General features: G+C 68.4%; 18 protein-coding genes. All 18 read left to right on the top strand.

What is annotated here, in order from left to right; genetic code table 11:
- Positions 1–2 precede the first annotated feature (2 nt).
- The 18 genes from fliJ to INQ41_RS03400 all read left to right on the top strand — a co-directional run bounded on the left by fliJ (position 3) and on the right by INQ41_RS03400 (position 16,406).
- Positions 3–458 (top strand): flagellar export protein FliJ, encoded by a 456-nt coding sequence (gene fliJ / locus INQ41_RS03485; RefSeq protein WP_193987193.1) that lies wholly within the window; start codon positions 3–5, stop codon positions 456–458.
- A complete protein-coding gene (locus tag INQ41_RS03480; protein ID WP_193986246.1) occupies positions 455–1,570 on the top strand; it encodes a flagellar hook-length control protein FliK in 1,116 nt (371 codons plus the stop codon). Before fliJ ends, INQ41_RS03480 begins: the two co-directional genes overlap by 4 nt.
- Before the next feature lie 147 nt (positions 1,571–1,717).
- The gene (locus INQ41_RS03475; protein WP_193986245.1) at positions 1,718–2,197 is read left to right on the top strand and encodes a flagellar basal body-associated FliL family protein; all 480 of its coding nucleotides are present in this window, start codon (positions 1,718–1,720) and stop codon (positions 2,195–2,197) included.
- A 9-nt stretch (positions 2,198–2,206) separates the two neighbouring features.
- On the top strand, positions 2,207–3,211 hold the full coding sequence (fliM, locus tag INQ41_RS03470; RefSeq protein ID WP_193986243.1) for a flagellar motor switch protein FliM: 1,005 nt from the start codon (positions 2,207–2,209) through the stop codon (positions 3,209–3,211).
- Entirely contained in the window at positions 3,208–3,558 is a 351-nt protein-coding gene (gene fliN / locus INQ41_RS03465; protein ID WP_193986241.1) for a flagellar motor switch protein FliN, read from the top strand. The genes fliM and fliN overlap by 4 nt, the downstream gene beginning before the upstream one ends.
- Before the next feature lie 188 nt (positions 3,559–3,746).
- Positions 3,747–4,142 carry a flagellar biosynthetic protein FliO gene (gene fliO / locus INQ41_RS03460; RefSeq protein ID WP_193987192.1) on the top strand — a complete coding sequence of 132 codons (396 nt, stop codon included), beginning with the start codon at positions 3,747–3,749 and terminating at the stop codon, positions 4,140–4,142.
- 53 nt (positions 4,143–4,195) lie between these two features.
- Positions 4,196–4,975: a flagellar type III secretion system pore protein FliP gene (gene fliP / locus INQ41_RS03455; protein WP_193987191.1), complete on the top strand. Its 780-nt coding sequence runs from the start codon at positions 4,196–4,198 to the stop codon at positions 4,973–4,975.
- A 4-nt stretch (positions 4,976–4,979) separates the two neighbouring features.
- Positions 4,980–5,249, top strand: coding sequence for a flagellar biosynthetic protein FliQ (locus INQ41_RS03450; RefSeq protein WP_193986240.1), 270 nt, complete (start codon positions 4,980–4,982; stop codon positions 5,247–5,249).
- 15 nt (positions 5,250–5,264) lie between these two features.
- Entirely contained in the window at positions 5,265–6,053 is a 789-nt protein-coding gene (gene fliR, locus INQ41_RS03445; protein ID WP_193986239.1) for a flagellar biosynthetic protein FliR, read from the top strand.
- 46 nt (positions 6,054–6,099) lie between these two features.
- Entirely contained in the window at positions 6,100–7,263 is a 1,164-nt protein-coding gene (flhB, locus tag INQ41_RS03440; protein WP_193986238.1) for a flagellar biosynthesis protein FlhB, read from the top strand.
- A 32-nt stretch (positions 7,264–7,295) separates the two neighbouring features.
- Positions 7,296–9,350, top strand: coding sequence for a flagellar biosynthesis protein FlhA (gene flhA / locus INQ41_RS03435; RefSeq protein ID WP_193987190.1), 2,055 nt, complete (start codon positions 7,296–7,298; stop codon positions 9,348–9,350).
- 41 nt (positions 9,351–9,391) lie between these two features.
- A complete protein-coding gene (gene flhF, locus INQ41_RS03430) occupies positions 9,392–11,152 on the top strand; it encodes a flagellar biosynthesis protein FlhF (protein WP_193986237.1) in 1,761 nt (586 codons plus the stop codon).
- On the top strand, positions 11,139–12,020 hold the full coding sequence (locus INQ41_RS03425; protein ID WP_193986236.1) for a MinD/ParA family protein: 882 nt from the start codon (positions 11,139–11,141) through the stop codon (positions 12,018–12,020). Before flhF ends, INQ41_RS03425 begins: the two co-directional genes overlap by 14 nt.
- Positions 12,017–12,766: an RNA polymerase sigma factor FliA gene (locus INQ41_RS03420; protein WP_193986235.1), complete on the top strand. Its 750-nt coding sequence runs from the start codon at positions 12,017–12,019 to the stop codon at positions 12,764–12,766. The genes INQ41_RS03425 and INQ41_RS03420 overlap by 4 nt, the downstream gene beginning before the upstream one ends.
- 61 nt (positions 12,767–12,827) lie before the next feature.
- On the top strand, positions 12,828–13,220 hold the full coding sequence (gene cheY / locus INQ41_RS03415) for a chemotaxis response regulator CheY (RefSeq protein WP_193986234.1): 393 nt from the start codon (positions 12,828–12,830) through the stop codon (positions 13,218–13,220).
- Positions 13,217–13,819: a protein phosphatase CheZ gene (locus tag INQ41_RS03410; RefSeq protein WP_193986233.1), complete on the top strand. Its 603-nt coding sequence runs from the start codon at positions 13,217–13,219 to the stop codon at positions 13,817–13,819. Before cheY ends, INQ41_RS03410 begins: the two co-directional genes overlap by 4 nt.
- A gap of 40 nt (positions 13,820–13,859) precedes the next feature.
- Positions 13,860–15,650 (top strand): chemotaxis protein CheA, encoded by a 1,791-nt coding sequence (locus INQ41_RS03405; protein ID WP_193987189.1) that lies wholly within the window; start codon positions 13,860–13,862, stop codon positions 15,648–15,650.
- 15 nt (positions 15,651–15,665) lie between these two features.
- Positions 15,666–16,406, top strand: coding sequence for a flagellar motor protein (locus tag INQ41_RS03400; protein WP_193986232.1), 741 nt, complete (start codon positions 15,666–15,668; stop codon positions 16,404–16,406).

Here is a 16,406-nt window from a genome sequence, read left to right as displayed (position 1 = left end):
CGATGCGATCGCAACGATTGGATCCCCTGTTGAAAGTAAAGCAGCGCCAGCAGGACGATGTCGCCCGCGACGTCGCCGCGCGGGACCGCGCCGTCAGCGAGCAGGAAGCACGCCTGGAGGCGCTGCGTCGCTACGCCCTCGAATACGCCACCCCGGGAGGATCGGCCGTCACCAGCCCGGCGCTGCTCGCCAACCGCCTGGCGTTCCGCGAGCGCCTGGACGTGGCGATCGCCCAGCAAAGCCGCGTCGTCACCGACACGCGCCAGCAGAGCGAGGTGGAACGCGCCCGCTTGCTGCTGGCAAGCCGGGAGACCCACGTGTTGGAGAAACTCTCGGCCAGCTACCGGGCGGAGGAATCGCGCAAGGACGAGCAGCGCAGCCAGCGCGAACTGGACGATCTGGGCGCGCGACGCTCCTTGAACGCCGTGCGTAGTCGCGATCCCGAGCCGCAAACATGATGGCGGGAGGCGTCGGTGGTGGCGGACCGGCGGGCGGTGCGCCCGTGCGGCCCGCGACGCCAGAAGCGAATGCGTCGCAGCAACTCCCCCCCGGCGACGACCCGCAAGGGACGTTTGCCGGTTTGCTCGCCGGCTCCGGTTCCACGTCCGCAACCGCGCAAAGTGCCGCCACCGGAGGTGGAGGCGATTCGTCCTCCAAACCCGGGTCACGGGACGACGACCCCACCGACGAAGACCTTGCCGAAGACCTGCCCGAGCAGATCCTGAATCTGCTCGGAGGCAACGCGTGGCCTCCCGTCCCACCACCCGCTGGCGGCGACGCTGACGATGGGGATGGCGCTGGCGACCTGCTCTCGACCGCAGGCAATCTCGACGCCACCCAAACCGGCAACCGTGCGGCCGCCACGTTGCTCGGCGCTGGCGCGCCGGGGCCAGCTCCGCTTGGCAACGGCGCGTTCGCTTCACCGGCGATCGCTGCCGGCGCGCTCCCCGTCCCGACCATCGGAACGGTCGACGGCGCGGATGCGGCGGGCGACATTTCCACCAGCGCTGGCGCGGCAATGCCGCTGGCTGCTGCCGCCGGCTCGTCGGAATCGGAAACCGTGGATCCGGTGGAGTTTGTCCTTCCGGGGCAAGCTTCTGTCATCACCGGGCCCGGCCAGAAGGCAACAACACCATTGCCCGGCGCGCCGATCCCGATGCCGACCGATCCCGACGCCGGCTTTGACGACGGCTTCGGCGCCCGTATCGGCTGGATGGCGGAACAGCGACTGGGGCATGCGCAATTGCGGATCAGCCCGGACCACCTGGGACCCATCGACGTGCGTTTGCAGCTGGACGGCACGCGCGTCACCGCCGAATTCGCGTCTGCCAGTGCCGAGGTCCGCCAGGCGCTGGAAGCCAGCGTCGGCCGCCTTCGCGATTTGCTCGACCAGCACGGCCTGCAGCTCGCCCAGGCCGATGTCGGCGGGGGCCAAGGCGGGAACTCCGGCAGGTCGAGCGCTGCCGCCGCTGACGACCTCGGCACCGACGCCATTGACGGCATGCCAGTCCGCGGCGCGACAACGGCACCGATCCCGCTCCGCCGGGGCTTGCTGGACGAGTACGCCTGATCGGCACCTCGACGCGCGTCGGGCGCGTCAAACCTCTGCCACCATCGGCCTCCGCGCTGGCGTCAATTCCCCGTCGCGGTGTGGCACTGAAGTTGCGGCACGCGGCTTGCACTGATCCGGTATCCCCATGCCAGCCGGAGTTTACGAGTGCCTGCCAAGACCCAATCCACGTCCAGCAAGATGCCCTGGATCATCGTCGCCGTGCTGGTCATTGGCATGGCAGCGGGCGGAGGCTGGCTCTGGTACTCCAAGGCAACCGCCGCTGAGCCGACCGGCGACGGGTCCACGCCTCCGACCACCGAGCGCAAGCCGGCGATCTACTTCGCGCTGGAGCCCTCCTTTGTCGTCAACCTGATCGATACCGATTCGGTCCGCTATCTGCAGACCGACGTGCAGTTGATGACCCGCGACGACGCCACCGCAAAGGCGCTGGAATCCCACGCACCGGCGGTGCGCAACCGCCTGCTGCTGCTGTTTGGCCAGCACTCGGCCGAGCAGCTGGCTCTGCGCAGCGCCAAGGAGCGCCTGCAGGACAAGTCCCGCGACGAGGTGCGCGCCCTGCTGGAGTCCGAAGGCGCGCCGAGCAAGGTCGACGCCGTGTACTTCACCAGCTTCGTGACGCAGTAGGAGCCGGCAATGAGCATGGACCTGCTTTCGCAAGAGGAAATCGACGCCCTGCTGCACGGCGTGGACAGCGGCGCGGTGGACGTGGAGGACGCTCCGCCGGAAGCCAACGAGGCCCGCAGCTACGACTTCGCAAGCCAGGACCGCATCGTCCGTGGACGCCTGCCGACGCTGGAGATGATCAACGAGCGCTTCGCCCGGACCTGGCGGATCGGCCTGTTCAACCTTTTGCGGCGCTCCGCTGACCTGTCCGTGCGTGGCGTCGACCTGATGCGCTTTGGCGAGTACATGCACTCGCTGCAGGTCCCCAACAACCTCAACATGGTGAAGATGAAACCGCTGCGCGGTACCGCGCTGGTGGTGTTCGAGCCGCGGCTGGTCTTCACCGTGGTCGACAACTTTTTCGGCGGCAACGGCAAGTACCACACGCGCATCGAGGGTCGCGAGTTCACCCCGACCGAGATGCGCGTGATCCAGCTGCTGCTCAAGCAGACCTTCGCCGACCTGGTGGAGGCGTGGGCACCGGTGATGCCGGTGGAGTTCGAGTACCTCAACTCCGAGGTCAACCCGCACTTTGCCAACATCATCAGCCCGCGCGAGTACATCGTGGTCAGCCGCTTCCACGTCGAACTGGAGGGCGGCGGCGGCGAGTTCCACGTGTCCATTCCGTATTCGATGCTCGAGCCGATCCGCGAGCAACTCGACGCCGGCGTGCAAAGCGACCGCGGCGAGCGCGACGAGAGCTGGACCCGCGCGATGCGCGAGCAGTTGCAGGACGCGCAGGTCGAGCTGAGCAGCTCGCTGGCGCAGCGCCAGATCACCCTGCGCCAGCTGAGCCAGCTCAAGGTCGGTGACGTCATCCCGATCGACCTGCCCGGTTCGGTGGTCCTGAACGTCGAGCAGACGCCGCTGTTCTCCGGCGAGTTCGGCACCCACAACGGTCGCAACGCCATCAAGGTCACCAGCGTGCATGCCGCGCGCACCCTTCCCACTTTCGAAAGCCTGACAACGCCATGAATCCAGCCGAAAACACCGCCCTCGAGAACGACACGCCCCGTGCCGCCTTCGATTCACTGACCGCTGACGCCGGAGCCGCAGCGGCCGACCTCAACCTGGACGTGATCCTGGACGTCTCGGTGTCGCTGTCGCTGGAAGTCGGGCGCACCCGGATCCCCATCCGCAACCTGCTGCAGCTCAACCAGGGCTCGGTGGTGGAGCTGGAGCGCGGCGCCGGTGAGCCGCTGGACGTGTTCGTCAATGGCACGCTCATCGCCCAGGGCGAAGTGGTCGTGGTCAATGACCGTTTCGGCGTGCGCCTGACCGACGTGGTCAGCCCGGCCGAACGCATCAAGCGGCTGCGATGAACACCGAGCTCGCCGGCCCGACTGCCAGCACGCCGCCGGACACCCATGGCGACATCAGCGGCGTTGCATTGCACGCGGCCGAATCCGGCGCCGACGGGGTCGCGGCACCCGGTGATGCATCGGCAGATGCAGCGGACAGCTTTGCAGGCGTGTCGGTAACAGTGGACACGACCGGCGGCACCGCCTGGATGCCCGCATCGGCCGGCCGCACAGCCAGCGTTCCCGTCGCCCCGGCGCCGGTGTTCGCGCCCGCGTCCAGCGGTGCCGGCGCAGTCGGCGGCGGCGTGATGGCACTGATGCTGGTGGTTGGACTGATCCTGGCGCTGGCGTGGCTGGCCAAGCGGATGCCCGGTGTCGGCGCAACGACCGCCAGCAATCCAGCCTTGCGTGTAGTCGGGTCCCTCGCGCTCGGACCGCGCGAGCGCGTGGTGGTTGTTGAAGTCGGACAGACGCAATTGCTGCTCAGCGTCGGCGCCGGCGGCACCCGCACCCTGCACACGCTGGAAGAGCCGCTGCCTGCCGCCGCCACCACGCCCTCCCCTTTCGCGAGCCTGCTCGCCCAACACTTCGGAAAGAAGTCGTGAACCGCATCGTCAACCGGGGGATTTCCCTGGACCACTCCACCCGTCGATCCGGAATGGGACGCCTGCTGTTCGGGTTCCTGTTGCTGGCGCTGGCGCTCATGCTGATGCCGGATGCGCTCGCGCAGGGGGTGCCCTCACCGGCCGGCCCGTCGACCGCTCCCGCCCTGCCCAACCTCAACGTCGGCAACATCGGCGGCGAACCGGTCAGCATGCCGCTGCAGGTATTGCTGCTGATGACAGGCATCACCCTGCTGCCGGCCGCGCTGCTGGGGCTGACCGCGTTCACCCGGATCATCATCGTGCTCGGCCTGCTCCGGCAGGCGCTGGGCACCGGCCAGACCCCAGGGAACCAGGTCCTGCTGGCGCTGGCGCTGTTCCTCACCGCGATGATCATGATGCCGGTCTTCGACCAGGCCTGGACCGCGGGGATCTCGCCCTACCTCAACGACCAGATGGACTTCCGCTCGGCATGGACCGCCTCGATTGAACCGTTCCGCGGTTTCATGCTGGCGCAGGTGCGCGAGAACGACCTGATGACCTTCGCCGGACTGTCCAACAGCGGGCCGTACGCGGCAGCCTCGGACGTGCCGTTCGGCGTGCTGGCCGCGTCCTTCCTCACCAGCGAGCTGAAGACAGCCTTCGAGATCGCGTTCCTGGTCTATATCCCGTTCGTGATCATCGACCTGGTGGTTGCCAGTGTGCTGATGTCGATGGGCATGATGATGCTCTCGCCGATGCTGATCTCCGCGCCGTTCAAGATCCTGCTGTTCGTGCTCGTGGACGGCTGGGTGCTCGTGGTCGGCTCGCTGGCCGCCAGCTTCAACGGGGTCTGAGGCGATGACCCCGGAAACCGCCATCACCGAAATCGGCCGCGGCCTGCAGATGGCACTGATGATGGGCGCGCCGCCCTTGCTGGCGGTGCTGGTGGTCGGCGTCGTGGTTGGCATCATCCAGGCCGCGACGCAGATCAACGAGCAGACCATCGCGTTTGTGATGAAGGCGATCGCGCTGGCGACCACGCTGGCGCTGACAGGCCACTTCCTGCTGGGCAAGATGGTCGCCTTCACGACCGACCTGTTCCAGCGCATCCCGCACATGATCGGCTAGCGCGACGCGCTCGAGATGGATCCGGTTACCGCCACGACCGTCGACGGGCTCAACCTGTTCGGCATGCTCGGCCAGGTGCTGTGGTACCTGCTGCGGATCGGGGCTGCGCTGCAGGCGCTGCCGATGATCGGCGGGCGCGGCATGCCGATGCGTGCGCGCCTGATCATCGCCATCGCGCTGTCCGCGGCGATCTCCACCGTGATGCCGGCCGCGCCGGTCGCGGCGGTGGATGCAACCACGGTGCTGACGGTAGTGCGCGAGATGGCGGTCGGCTTGTCGATCGGGCTGGTGCTGCGGCTCGCGTTCGAGGCGGGGCAACTGGCCGGCGAGCTGATCAGCCAGGGCATGGCGCTGTCGTTCGCGACCCTGGCCGATCCGTTGAGCGGGGCCTCCTCGACCGTGCTGTCGCAGTGGTTCTTCCTGATTTTCGGCCTGTTGTTCTTCACCCTTGACGGCCACCTGGCGCTGGTCGGCCTGCTCGCCGACAGTTACCAGGCCCTGCCGATCGGCTCGCCCCTGCTGGATGTGGGCGAATTCCTGCGTGCCCTGCCGACCTTCTTCTCCAGTTGCCTGCGCGCGGGGCTGCTGCTGGCGTTGCCGGTGATGATGGCCCTGCTCGCCTCCAACCTCGCCTTCGGCGTGCTCTCGCGCGCTGCGGCCGCGCTCAACCCCATCGCCATCGGCCTGCCGGTCTCGCTGCTGGTCGGAATGACCCTGATGGGCTTGCTGGCACGGGAACTGCAGGTGCCCGTGCAGCGACTGTTCGAGGATGCCTTCCTCGCGGCGCGCGCGCTGACCGGCTGACCGCTTCCAAGGTGCGGCCCGCAGCCGATCACCACGGAAGCGAACGATGTCCGGCGACCAGGAAGACCGTACCGAACAACCCACCGAGAAGCGCAAGCGCGAAGCGCGGGAGAAGGGCGATGTGCCGCGCTCGCGCGAGCTGGCCAATGTCTCGGTGCTGGGCGTCACCGCCGTGGCGCTGATGGTGCTCGCGCCCGGCATCGGCCGGGATGCCCAGGCCTGGCTGGGCGGCGCGCTCACTGTGGATCCGACCATCCTGGGCAAGCCCGACCGCTTGCTGACCCACGCGGTGATGCTGGTCGTGACCCTGGTACTGCCGATCCTGCCGATCCTGGCCGCGTCGCTGGCGGCCTGCCTGATCGCCCCGGCCCTGATGAGCGGCATCCGCTTCTCCGGCAAGTCGTTGAAAGTCGATGTCAAACGGCTCAACCCGGCGTCCGGGCTCAAGCGCATCTATGGCAAGGAAGGGTTCGCCGAACTGCTGCGTTCGCTGATGCGCGTCGTGCTGGTGGTCGGGACCGGCGCCCTGGTCATCACCGGGGCCATCGACGACATATTGGCGATGCCGCGGATGGCGCTGGACGTCGCCATCAATACCGGTCTGCACACCGCCATGACCGCGCTGCTGGCGATGGCCGGATCGCTGGCGCTGATCGCCGCCATCGACGTGCCCTGGCAGCGCCACCAGCACAACGCCAAGTTGAAGATGACCAAGCAGGAAGTCCGCGACGAGATGAAGCAGACCGAGGGCAACCCCGAGATCAAGGCTCGCGTGCGCCAGGTCGCCCGCCAGCTGTCGCAGCGCCAGACGATGGAAGCAGTGCCCACAGCGGACGTGATCGTCATGAACCCGACCCACTACGCGGTCGCGCTGAAGTACGACGCCGACAAGATGCGCGCGCCGCGGGTGGTCGCCAAGGGCGTGGACGAGACCGCGCTGATGATCCGCGACGTGGCCGAAAAACACCGGATCAGCGTCATCGAGGCGCCGCCGCTGGCACGCGCCTTGTATAGGCAGGCCAAGGTCGATCAGGAGATCCCCGTGAAGCTTTACGCCGCCGTCGCCCAGGTGCTGTCCTACGTCTACCAGCTCAAACGCTGGCATCCGGCGCAGGGGCCGCTGCCGTCGCTGGACCTGCCCGATGTGGGCCCCGATGGCGCCATCGACGCCGAGCCGACAGGCGTGGCTGACGGAAACCCGGCGCCGTGAGCGCGCAACCCGCCCCGACGAATTTCGGCCAGATGGCGCGCTCGCTGCGCAACGGCGCCGCCGCGCCGGTGGTGGTGCTGGCGATGCTGGCGATGGTGGTGGTGCCGCTGTCACCGCTGGTGCTGGATGCGCTGTTCACGATCAATATCGCGCTGTCGCTGGTCGTCCTGCTGGCGGTGGTGTACGTCAAGCGCCCGCTGGAATTCTCGGTGTTCCCGTCGGTGCTGCTGATGGTCACTCTGTTGCGGCTGGCACTGAACGTTGCTTCCACGCGTGTGGTCCTGCTGCACGGACACGAAGGCTCGGGCGCGGCCGGCAACGTGATCGAGTCCTTCGGCAACTTCGTCATCGGTGGCAGCTACGCGGTCGGCATCATCGTTTTCGCGATCCTGACCATCGTCAACTTCATCGTGGTCACCAAGGGTTCCGGCCGCATCGCCGAGGTGTCGGCGCGCTTCATCCTGGACGCAATGCCCGGCAAGCAGATGGCGATCGATGCCGACCTCAACGCCGGCCTGCTGAGCCGCGAGGACGCCAAGGCCCGGCGCCAGGAAGTCGCCGAGGAGGCGGACTTCTACGGTTCGATGGACGGCGCCAGCAAGTTCGTGCGCGGCGATGCGATCGCCGGCCTGCTGATCCTGGTGATCAACCTCATCGGCGGGATCCTGATCGGGGTCCTCCAGCACGGCATGCCGTTTTCCACGGCGGCGGAGGTGTACGCACTGCTGACCATCGGCGACGGCCTGGTCGCGCAGTTGCCGGCGCTGCTGGTGTCGACGGCGGTGGCCATGCTGGTGACCCGTGCGACACGCGAGCAGGACATGGGTCCGGCGGTGTCCAAGCAGGTGTTCGGGCACAAGCGCGCGCTGATCGTGGCGGCCCTGTTGCTGGGACTGATCGGCGTGGTCCCGGGGATGCCCAACCTGCCCTTCCTGGTCCTGTCCGCGACGATCGGCTACGCGGCCTGGCAACTGCACAAGCGCGAGCTGGCAGCGGATGCATCGCCCTCCGGGGATGACGCTGCAGTTGCCGGCGCGGGGGGTGCGCAGCAGGCTATGGCCGAGTTGAGCTGGGACGAGGTCCGCCCGGTGGAACCGCTCGGGCTTGAGGTGGGCTACAAGCTGATCGCCCTGGTCGACAAGACCCAGGGCGGCGAGCTGCTGGCACGATTGAAGGGCATCCGCCGCAAGCTGACCCAGGACCTGGGCTTCCTGATCCCCGCCGTGCACGTCCGCGACAACCTGGAGCTGGCGCCGGGTCAGTACCGGATCCTCGTCCACGGCGTGCCGATGGCCAGCGGCGAGCTGCACCCCGACCGCGACCTCGCGCTGGATCCGGGCCAGGTGTTCGGCCCGCTGGACGGCATTCCCGGCAAGGACCCGGCGTTCGGACTGGACGCGGTGTGGATCCCGCCGTCTCAGCGCGCGCATGCCGAATCGCTGGGCTACACGGTGGTGGACGCATCCACCGTGGTCGCCACCCACCTCTCCCACGTCGTGCGCGAGCGCGCCTCCGAGCTGCTCGGCCATGACGAGGTGCAGCAGTTGCTGGCAAGTGTCGGCAAGGTGACACCCAAGCTCGTCGAGGATTTGACGCCCAAGCTGCTGCCGTTGTCGGTGGTGGTGCGCGTACTGCAATCGCTGTTGCTGGAGAAGGTGCCACTGCGACAGATGCGTCAGATCGTCGAGGCGCTGCTGGAGCACGGCGCGCACACGCAGGATCCGGCGACGCTCACCGCCGCGGTGCGCAATGCACTGGGACGTTTCATCGTCCAGGAATTGAACGGCCTCAAGCCCGAGCTCCCCGTCTACACCCTCGACCCGGCTCTGGAACGGGTTTTGCAGGAGTCAGTCAGCGGCGCAGGTAGCGCGCTGGAACCGGGATTGGCCGAGCGATTGCACCAGAACCTCAGCGATTGCGTCAGCCAGCAGGAAGGGCGCGGTGAACCGGCGGTGCTGCTGGTACCGGGTGGCATCCGGGCAACCATCGCCCGCCTGGTGCGCCACAGCGTACCGGCACTGTCGGTACTGGCCTACAGCGAAGTGCCCGAAGACAAGCGTTTGCGGTTGGTGGGGTCGATCGGCTGAAGAGCCGGACTTTGGAATAACGGGATCAGGGAAACACCGTCATGAGAATCAAGCGTTTCATCGCCGCCGACATGCGCACTGCCTTGGGCATGGTCCGCGCCGAGCACGGTCCCGAGGCCGTGATCCTCTCCACCCGGCCCACCGCGGATGGCATCGAAGTGGTCGCCGCCACCGACTACGACGAGGCCCTGGTGAACCAGGCGCTGCGGGCGGCCACGCCCGGCCTGGCTCCGGCCGGCGAAGGCGTGTCGGCTGCCGGGTACCTGATCAAGGAAGCGCCGGTGGTCACCGACCCTCCCGCTGAAATCCCGGCAGCTGCCAGTAACGACGCCCCACCGCGCGACAGCTTCGCCCGCCGTGCGCGCGCCGTGTTCGGCATCGGCGACGCTGCGGCGCCTGCAGCGAGCCGAAAGGCGGGCGCCGATGCGACCCTGGCCGAGCTGACCGCAGGTTTCCCGACCGCCGCCGCCGTTACGCCGACCGCCCCCAGCGCCGCTGCCCGCCCGCTCGCACCGGCACCGGCGCACTTCCAGGCCATGATGGCGGCGATGGTGGACACCGCGAACGCGGCATCGGTGGTTGCCGATAGCCCGCGGTACGCCGCACCCGAGCCCACTGTGGCGCCGACGAAGATTGCCGCGACTCAGGGTGCCGCTGCCCACGCGCCGCGACCGTCCGAGCACGCTGAACCCGCGTCGGCCGGGTTCGCCCCACCGGCCGCCGCCGGGATCGCCGCAGAGCCCGCGCCGTCATCGCCGGATCACCCGACTCCGCCCGCGGACGAGGCGGTGCCTGCTGTAGCCGTCGCTGCTGCCACGAAAGCCCTCGGCCCCGACGCCGCTCCGGCGTCGGAACCAGCGACTGCCACGCCCGTGCTGCAGGCGGTGCCGGACCCCGATCCGGACATCTCCGCCATGCGCGAGGAACTGACCTCGATGCGGCGGATGATCGAGCGCGAGATGGGCCAGTTCACCACCGAGCGGTTGCGGGGCTCACCGGCGCGCGCAGCCGCCTACGACATCCTGCTGGGCTACGGCTGCGACGAGTCGCTCGCCCAGTCCGTGGTCGCCAAGCTCAACCCCGCGCTGCCGCCGGACCAGGTACGCGCACCCATGCTCGCCGAGCTGGCGCGGATGCTCACCGTGCTGCGCAGCGAACCGATCGACGAGGGTGGCGTGATCGCCCTGATCGGCCCGACCGGCGCGGGCAAGACCACCACGGTGGCCAAGCTGGCCGCCCGTTTCGCCGCCCGCCACCGCGCCCGCGACGTCGCCCTGGTCACCACCGATACGGAACGCCTGGGCGCGATCGAGCAACTGCATGCGCACGGTCGTCGGATGGGCATCACGGTGTGCGAAGCGCGCGGCGCGGAAAGCCTCACCCAGACGCTGGAACAGCTGCAGGACTACCCGCTCGTGCTGGTGGATACGGCCGGCTACGGAAGCCGCGACCGCGCCCTGCTGGGGCAGATCACCTGGCTGCGGGCAACGCGCCAGCTGCGCAGCCTGCTGGTGATGCCGGCCAACGCCCATCCGCACGACCTCAATGAGCTGGTCCGCCGCTACCGCATCGCCAGCCCGGAAGCCGTGGTGCTGACCAAGACCGACGAGACCGGACGCCTCGGCGCGGCCCTGTCGGTGGCCGTGCGCAATGGCCTCAGCCTGGCGTACACGACCCACGGGCAACTGGTTCCGGGCGACCTGCAGGCGGCCAACGCATCCAATCTCGTCCTCCAGCTGGAGAAACTCCGACGTGCGGCCGATAACCCCTTTGTCACCGAGGACGAACATGCCAACGCCTGACCTCCATTGCGCCGTCGACCTGGCGAGCCCCCCGGCCGCCGCACCGGTTCCGCCGGTGCGCGTCATCGCCGTTGCCAGCGGCAAGGGCGGGGTCGGCAAGACGAGCGTGTCGGTCAACCTGGCCATGGCGATGGTCAATGCCGGCCAGCGCACGCTGTTGCTGGACACCGACCTGAGCCTGGCCAACGTGGACGTCATGCTCGGCCTGTCGCCACGCTTCACGCTCGCCGACGTGTTCGCCGGTCGCTGCGAGCTCCAGGACACCTTGCTGGAGGGCCCGGGCGGATTGCTGGTCGTCCCGGCCGCGTCGGGCAAGCGCCACATGACCGAGCTGTTGCCCCAACAGCACGTCGGCCTGGTGCACGCCTTCAGCCAGCTCGACATCCCGGTCGACACGATGGTCATCGACAGCGCGGCGGGCATTGCCGACGGGGTGCTGACCTTCTGCCAGGCGGCCCAGGACGTGATCGTGGTGGTCTGTGACGAGCCCGCCTCGGTGACGGACGCCTACGCGCTCATCAAGGTGCTCAACCGCGACCGCGGTGTCAGCCGCATCCAGGTGCTCGCCAACCAGGTGCAGAGCGCGGCGGAAGGCCGGCAGTTGTTCGGAAAGCTCGAGCGGGTCGCGTCCCGTTTCCTGGACGTCACCCTCAACTACCTGGGCGCCATTCCGCGTGACGAGTGGCTGCGCCGGGCGATCCAGCGCCAGGAATCGGTCATGGAGGCGTTCCCGTCCAGCCCGTCGGCCGTGGCGTTTCGCGACATCGCCCGCCGGGCCAGCCAATGGCAGTCCCCACCGGGTCCACGCGGCCACGTGGAGTTCTACATGGAGCGCCTGATCACGCCTACCCGGAGTGCCGTCGCATGAGCCTTGCCGCAGCCGCCTATCGCGCTTCCATGCCGCGCCACGATGCTGCCGAAGTGGTCGAGCGCCACGGCGAACTGGTGCGCCGGATCGCCCACCACCTGGCCGCGCGCCTGCCCTCCAGCGTCGAGGTCGATGACCTCATCCAGGCCGGCATGCTCGGCCTTCTGGATGCCGCCCGCAATTTCCAGGACGACCAGGGCGCGGCCTTCGAGACGTACGCCTCGATCCGCATCCGTGGCTCGATGATCGATGAGATCCGGCGTGGCGATTGGGTGCCGCGCTCGGTGCACCGCCGCTACCGCAATGTCGTTGCCGCCACGCGACGCGTCGAGCAGCTCACCGGTCGCTCGGCCACGACCCAGGAGGTCGCCGCCCAGCTGGAGGTCAGCCTGGAGGACTACCACCGGATGCTGGAGGAGGCCTCGCGTGGGCAGCTGATCAGCCTGGACGCACACACCGAGGAATACGACGGCGAGCCCCGCGTTGCGGCAAGCGGGGCCACCCCGGCCAGCGCGTTCGACTACAGCGAGTTCCGCGAATCGCTGGGCGGCGCCATCGGCGAACTGCCCGAGCGCGAACAGCTGGTGCTCTCGCTGTACTACGAGCAGGAGCTGAACATGCGCGAGATCGGCGCGGTGCTGTCGGTCAGCGAATCGCGCGTCTGCCAGATCCACGGCCAGGCGATGCTCCGGCTGCGCGCACGCCTGGGTGACTGGCGCGAGACCGCGCTGGACGCCGACGACTGATCCAGAAACCGCCTGCCACCCGGGGCCACCGCCCCTTGCACACGTCAACCAACGAGTACCCATGAACAAGAACATCCGCATCCTGATCGTCGACGACTTTTCCACGATGCGTCGCATCGTCAAGAACCTGCTCAACGACCTCGGGTTCACCAACACCACCGAGGCCGACGACGGCACCACCGCGCTGGTCGAGCTGAACAAGGCCAGCTTCGACCTGGTGATCACCGACTGGAACATGCCCGGGATGCCCGGCATCGACCTGCTGCGCGCCATCCGCGCCAATCCGGCAATGGCGAAGACCCCCGTGCTGATGGTGACCGCCGAGGCCAAGCGGGAGCAGATCATCGAAGCCGCGCAGGCAGGGGTGAACGGCTACGTCATCAAGCCCTTCACCGCTGCGACTCTGGGCGACAAGCTGGGCAAGGTCTTTGAGCGCGTGGGAGCCAGTGCGTGACCGACCACGACCGCGAGGTGATCATCCAGCGCCTGCACGCAGCACTGTGGGCGCTGGAAAACGATGACCATGCCGGCTGGCGCGCCAACGTCGATGCGCTGATCGAGTGGCGCACGCAGCCCTTCGTGCAGGGGCTGGCGCGCCTGGCGCGCGAGTTGGAACAGGCCCTGGGCGAGCCCGGCGGGAACCCGCCGACCGCGGCATCGCTTCCCGATGCCTGTGCGCGCCTGGAGCATGTGGTCACCCTGACCGAGCAGGCCAGCATGCGCTCGCTCGACCTGGTCGACGAGTGCGGGGAGCTGCTTCGCCAGTTGCCCATATCGGGTGATGCGGCCGCCGGCGAGGCCGTTGCGGGCATCCGCTCGCGGCTTTCCGAGCTTACCGCCGCGCAGGGCTATCAGGACCTCACCGGTCAGATCATCCTGCGCGTGGTTGCGCTGGTACGTGCGGTCCACATCGGACTGGGCGAGGTGACCGCCGAAGCGGACCGCCCGCTGCAGATCTGCAACCGCGGTTTCGGCCCCGCGGTGCGCGGCGTGGATCCCGAACCGGTCAGCCAGGACGATGCCAACTCGCTGTTGACGTCGCTGGGCCTGTAGGAACGTGGACGTGGCCTCGGACATTTGCGCCGACTTCCTGATGGAGGCGCGCGAGATCGTCGACCAGCTCGGCGAGCAGATGGTCGCGCTGGAGCACGCACCCAACGACCGGGAATGCCTGAACACGGTGTTCCGCGGTTTCCACACCATCAAGGGCGGCGCGGGATTCCTGGATTTCCCCGGCATGGTCGCGGTCTGCCACGCGGTGGAAGACCGCTTCGATCTGGCACGCAACGGCGCGACGCCGATGGACTCGACCGCCTTCGACGGTGCGCAACAGGCACTGGACCTGCTGGTGGACATGCTGGACTGCATCGCCGCCGGTGATGCGCTGCCCGATCCGCCCGCCGCACTCATCGACAGCATGCGCGTGCAGGCGGCTCCGATCGCGGGAGAGCCGCTGACTGCGGCCGCCGGGGCAGGCGATGACCTGGACGATCTGGATTTCGAGGCGTTGCTGGACAGCCTGCACGGCAGCGGTGGCATCCCCGGCATCACGGCGACCGCGGGAGGTCCCAGCGGACACGAACCGCCGGCGCCGCCGACGCCGTCGCCGACGCCCGCGATCACTCCATCTCCCCCGGCGCCAGCGCCGGCCGCGCCTGCGAACCCGCGCAAGGCGCAGGCGGCTGCCGCGCACGATGAGCCGACCGTCCGCGTGGACGTGCGGCGCCTGGACGCCATGGTCAACCTGGTCGGCGAACTGGTGCTCGCGCGCAACCGGCTCAAGACCCTGCGCCCGCGCCTGCACGACGAGGAGCTGGATCGGGCGGTCGGGGCGCTGGATGGCGCCACCTCGCGCCTGCAATCGGCGGTGATGATGGCGCGCATGCAGCCGGTGGGACGCGTGTTCGCGCGCTTCCCCAAGCTGGCCCGGGATGTGGCCCGGCAACTCCAGAAAAACGTCGAACTAGTCGTCGTCGGCGCGGAAACCGAGCTGGACCGAAACCTGGTGGAAGCCTTGGCCGATCCGCTGGTGCACCTGGTGCGCAATGCGATCGACCACGGCATCGAATCACCGCAGACCCGGCGCGAGACCGGCAAGCCCGAACAGGGACAGGTCCGCCTGTCCGCGCAGCAGGAAGGTGACCACGTCGTCATCGAGGTGCGCGATGACGGCGCCGGGATCGATCCGGACCGGATCCGCGACATAGCGGTACGCAAGGGACTGATCGACGCCGATGCCGCCGCGCGGCTGCCGTCCGATGAGTGCCTGCAACTGCTCTTCCTGCCGGGCTTTTCGACCCGCGCGGAAGTCAGTGACCTCTCCGGCCGCGGGGTGGGCATGGACGTGGTGCAGTCGCGCATCCGCGAACTGTCGGGCCAGGTCCAGATCCAGTCCGAGCCCGGCCACGGCTCGCGGTTCGTGATCCGGGTGCCGCTGACCCTGGCGATCCTGCCCACGCTGCTGGTGGAGATCGAGGCGGACGTCTACGCCTTGCCGCTGGTGCGCGTGGTGGAGGTGCTCGCGCACCTGCCCGGCACGCCCATGTCGATCGACGGCCAGGACGTGATCGACCTGCGCCGCGAACCCCTGCCCTTGCTGGACATGCGCCAGTGGCTGGGACTGGCGAGCGCGCCGCTGGCGCTGGGCGAGCGCACGGTGGTCGTACTGCAGACCGGCGAGCAGCGTTTCTGCCTCGCGGTGGACCGCGTGCGCGGCCGCGAGGAAGTGGTAATCAAGGCGCTTCCGCGCACCGTTCGCGGGCTGCCCGGCTACGCCGGCGCGAGCCTGATCGGCGACGGGCGCATGTCCTTGATCCTGGACGTCGATGCGCTGTACCAGACCGGCGTGCGTGGCTCGCGCCGACTCAAGCAATCCCTGTCGTGACCGTTAACTGAAGCCATGGACAAACTCAGCGTCATAGGCACCGTACTCGCCCTGGTCGCACTCATCGGCGGCAGCATCCTGAAGGGTGCCGGTCTTGCCGGTCTGTGGTCGCCGGCGGCGTTCGTGGTGGTGATCGTCGGCACCATGGCGGCCATCTTGGTGCAGACGCCGATGGAGACCTTCATGCGGGCGATGAAGATCGTGCGCTGGGTGTTCCGTCCGCCCTCGCACGACCGGCCCGCGCTGATCGCGAAGATCGTGGAGTGGAGCACCACTGCCCGACGCCAGGGACTGCTGGGACTGGAGCCGGAGGTCGCAGTCCAGGACGACGCGTTCGTGCGCAAGGGCTTGCAGATGGTGGTCGACGGCCTGGAGCCCGAGTCTATCCGGCAGATGCTGGAAATCGAGTTGCACGGTCAGTCGCAACGCGACCTGGCCGCGGCCAAGGTGTTTGAAGGCATGGGCATCTACGCCCCAACCCTGGGCATCGTCGGCGCGGTGCTGGGTTTGATCGCGGTCATGAAGAACCTGGCCGACCCGAGCAAGCTCGGCTCCGGCATCGCCGCGGCTTTCACCGCGACCATCTATGGCATCGGCACCGCCAACCTCGCGCTGTTGCCGGCAGCGAGCAAGTTGAAGGGCCTGATCAACCAGCAGGCGGAAGAGCGCGAGATGGTGATCGAGGGCCTGATCGCGATTGCCCAGGGCGAGAACCCGCGCAACATCGAAACCCGCCTGAACGGCTTCGTGCACTGA

The sequence above is a fragment of the Lysobacter ciconiae genome (assembly GCF_015209725.1).
Taxonomy (GTDB): domain Bacteria; phylum Pseudomonadota; class Gammaproteobacteria; order Xanthomonadales; family Xanthomonadaceae; genus Novilysobacter; species Novilysobacter ciconiae.
Note: the sequence above shows the minus strand (reverse complement) of the source record. Positions and strands in the feature narration are given on the sequence as shown.

What these genes read in the sequence shown, in the direction of transcription:
- fliJ (WP_193987193.1), top strand. Translation starts at nt 3, where the DNA reads ATGCGATCGCAACGATTGGATCCCCTGTTGAAAGTAAAGCAGCGCCAG.
- INQ41_RS03480 (WP_193986246.1), top strand. Translation starts at nt 455, where the DNA reads ATGATGGCGGGAGGCGTCGGTGGTGGCGGACCGGCGGGCGGTGCGCCC.
- fliM (WP_193986243.1), top strand. Translation starts at nt 2,207, where the DNA reads ATGAGCATGGACCTGCTTTCGCAAGAGGAAATCGACGCCCTGCTGCAC.
- fliN (WP_193986241.1), top strand. Translation starts at nt 3,208, where the DNA reads ATGAATCCAGCCGAAAACACCGCCCTCGAGAACGACACGCCCCGTGCC.
- fliO (WP_193987192.1), top strand. Translation starts at nt 3,747, where the DNA reads ATGCCCGCATCGGCCGGCCGCACAGCCAGCGTTCCCGTCGCCCCGGCG.
- fliP (WP_193987191.1), top strand. Translation starts at nt 4,196, where the DNA reads ATGGGACGCCTGCTGTTCGGGTTCCTGTTGCTGGCGCTGGCGCTCATG.
- INQ41_RS03450 (WP_193986240.1), top strand. Translation starts at nt 4,980, where the DNA reads ATGACCCCGGAAACCGCCATCACCGAAATCGGCCGCGGCCTGCAGATG.
- fliR (WP_193986239.1), top strand. Translation starts at nt 5,265, where the DNA reads ATGGATCCGGTTACCGCCACGACCGTCGACGGGCTCAACCTGTTCGGC.
- flhB (WP_193986238.1), top strand. Translation starts at nt 6,100, where the DNA reads ATGTCCGGCGACCAGGAAGACCGTACCGAACAACCCACCGAGAAGCGC.
- flhA (WP_193987190.1), top strand. Translation starts at nt 7,296, where the DNA reads ATGGCGCGCTCGCTGCGCAACGGCGCCGCCGCGCCGGTGGTGGTGCTG.
- flhF (WP_193986237.1), top strand. Translation starts at nt 9,392, where the DNA reads ATGAGAATCAAGCGTTTCATCGCCGCCGACATGCGCACTGCCTTGGGC.
- INQ41_RS03425 (WP_193986236.1), top strand. Translation starts at nt 11,139, where the DNA reads ATGCCAACGCCTGACCTCCATTGCGCCGTCGACCTGGCGAGCCCCCCG.
- INQ41_RS03420 (WP_193986235.1), top strand. Translation starts at nt 12,017, where the DNA reads ATGAGCCTTGCCGCAGCCGCCTATCGCGCTTCCATGCCGCGCCACGAT.
- cheY (WP_193986234.1), top strand. Translation starts at nt 12,828, where the DNA reads ATGAACAAGAACATCCGCATCCTGATCGTCGACGACTTTTCCACGATG.
- INQ41_RS03405 (WP_193987189.1), top strand. Translation starts at nt 13,860, where the DNA reads ATGGAGGCGCGCGAGATCGTCGACCAGCTCGGCGAGCAGATGGTCGCG.
- INQ41_RS03400 (WP_193986232.1), top strand. Translation starts at nt 15,666, where the DNA reads ATGGACAAACTCAGCGTCATAGGCACCGTACTCGCCCTGGTCGCACTC.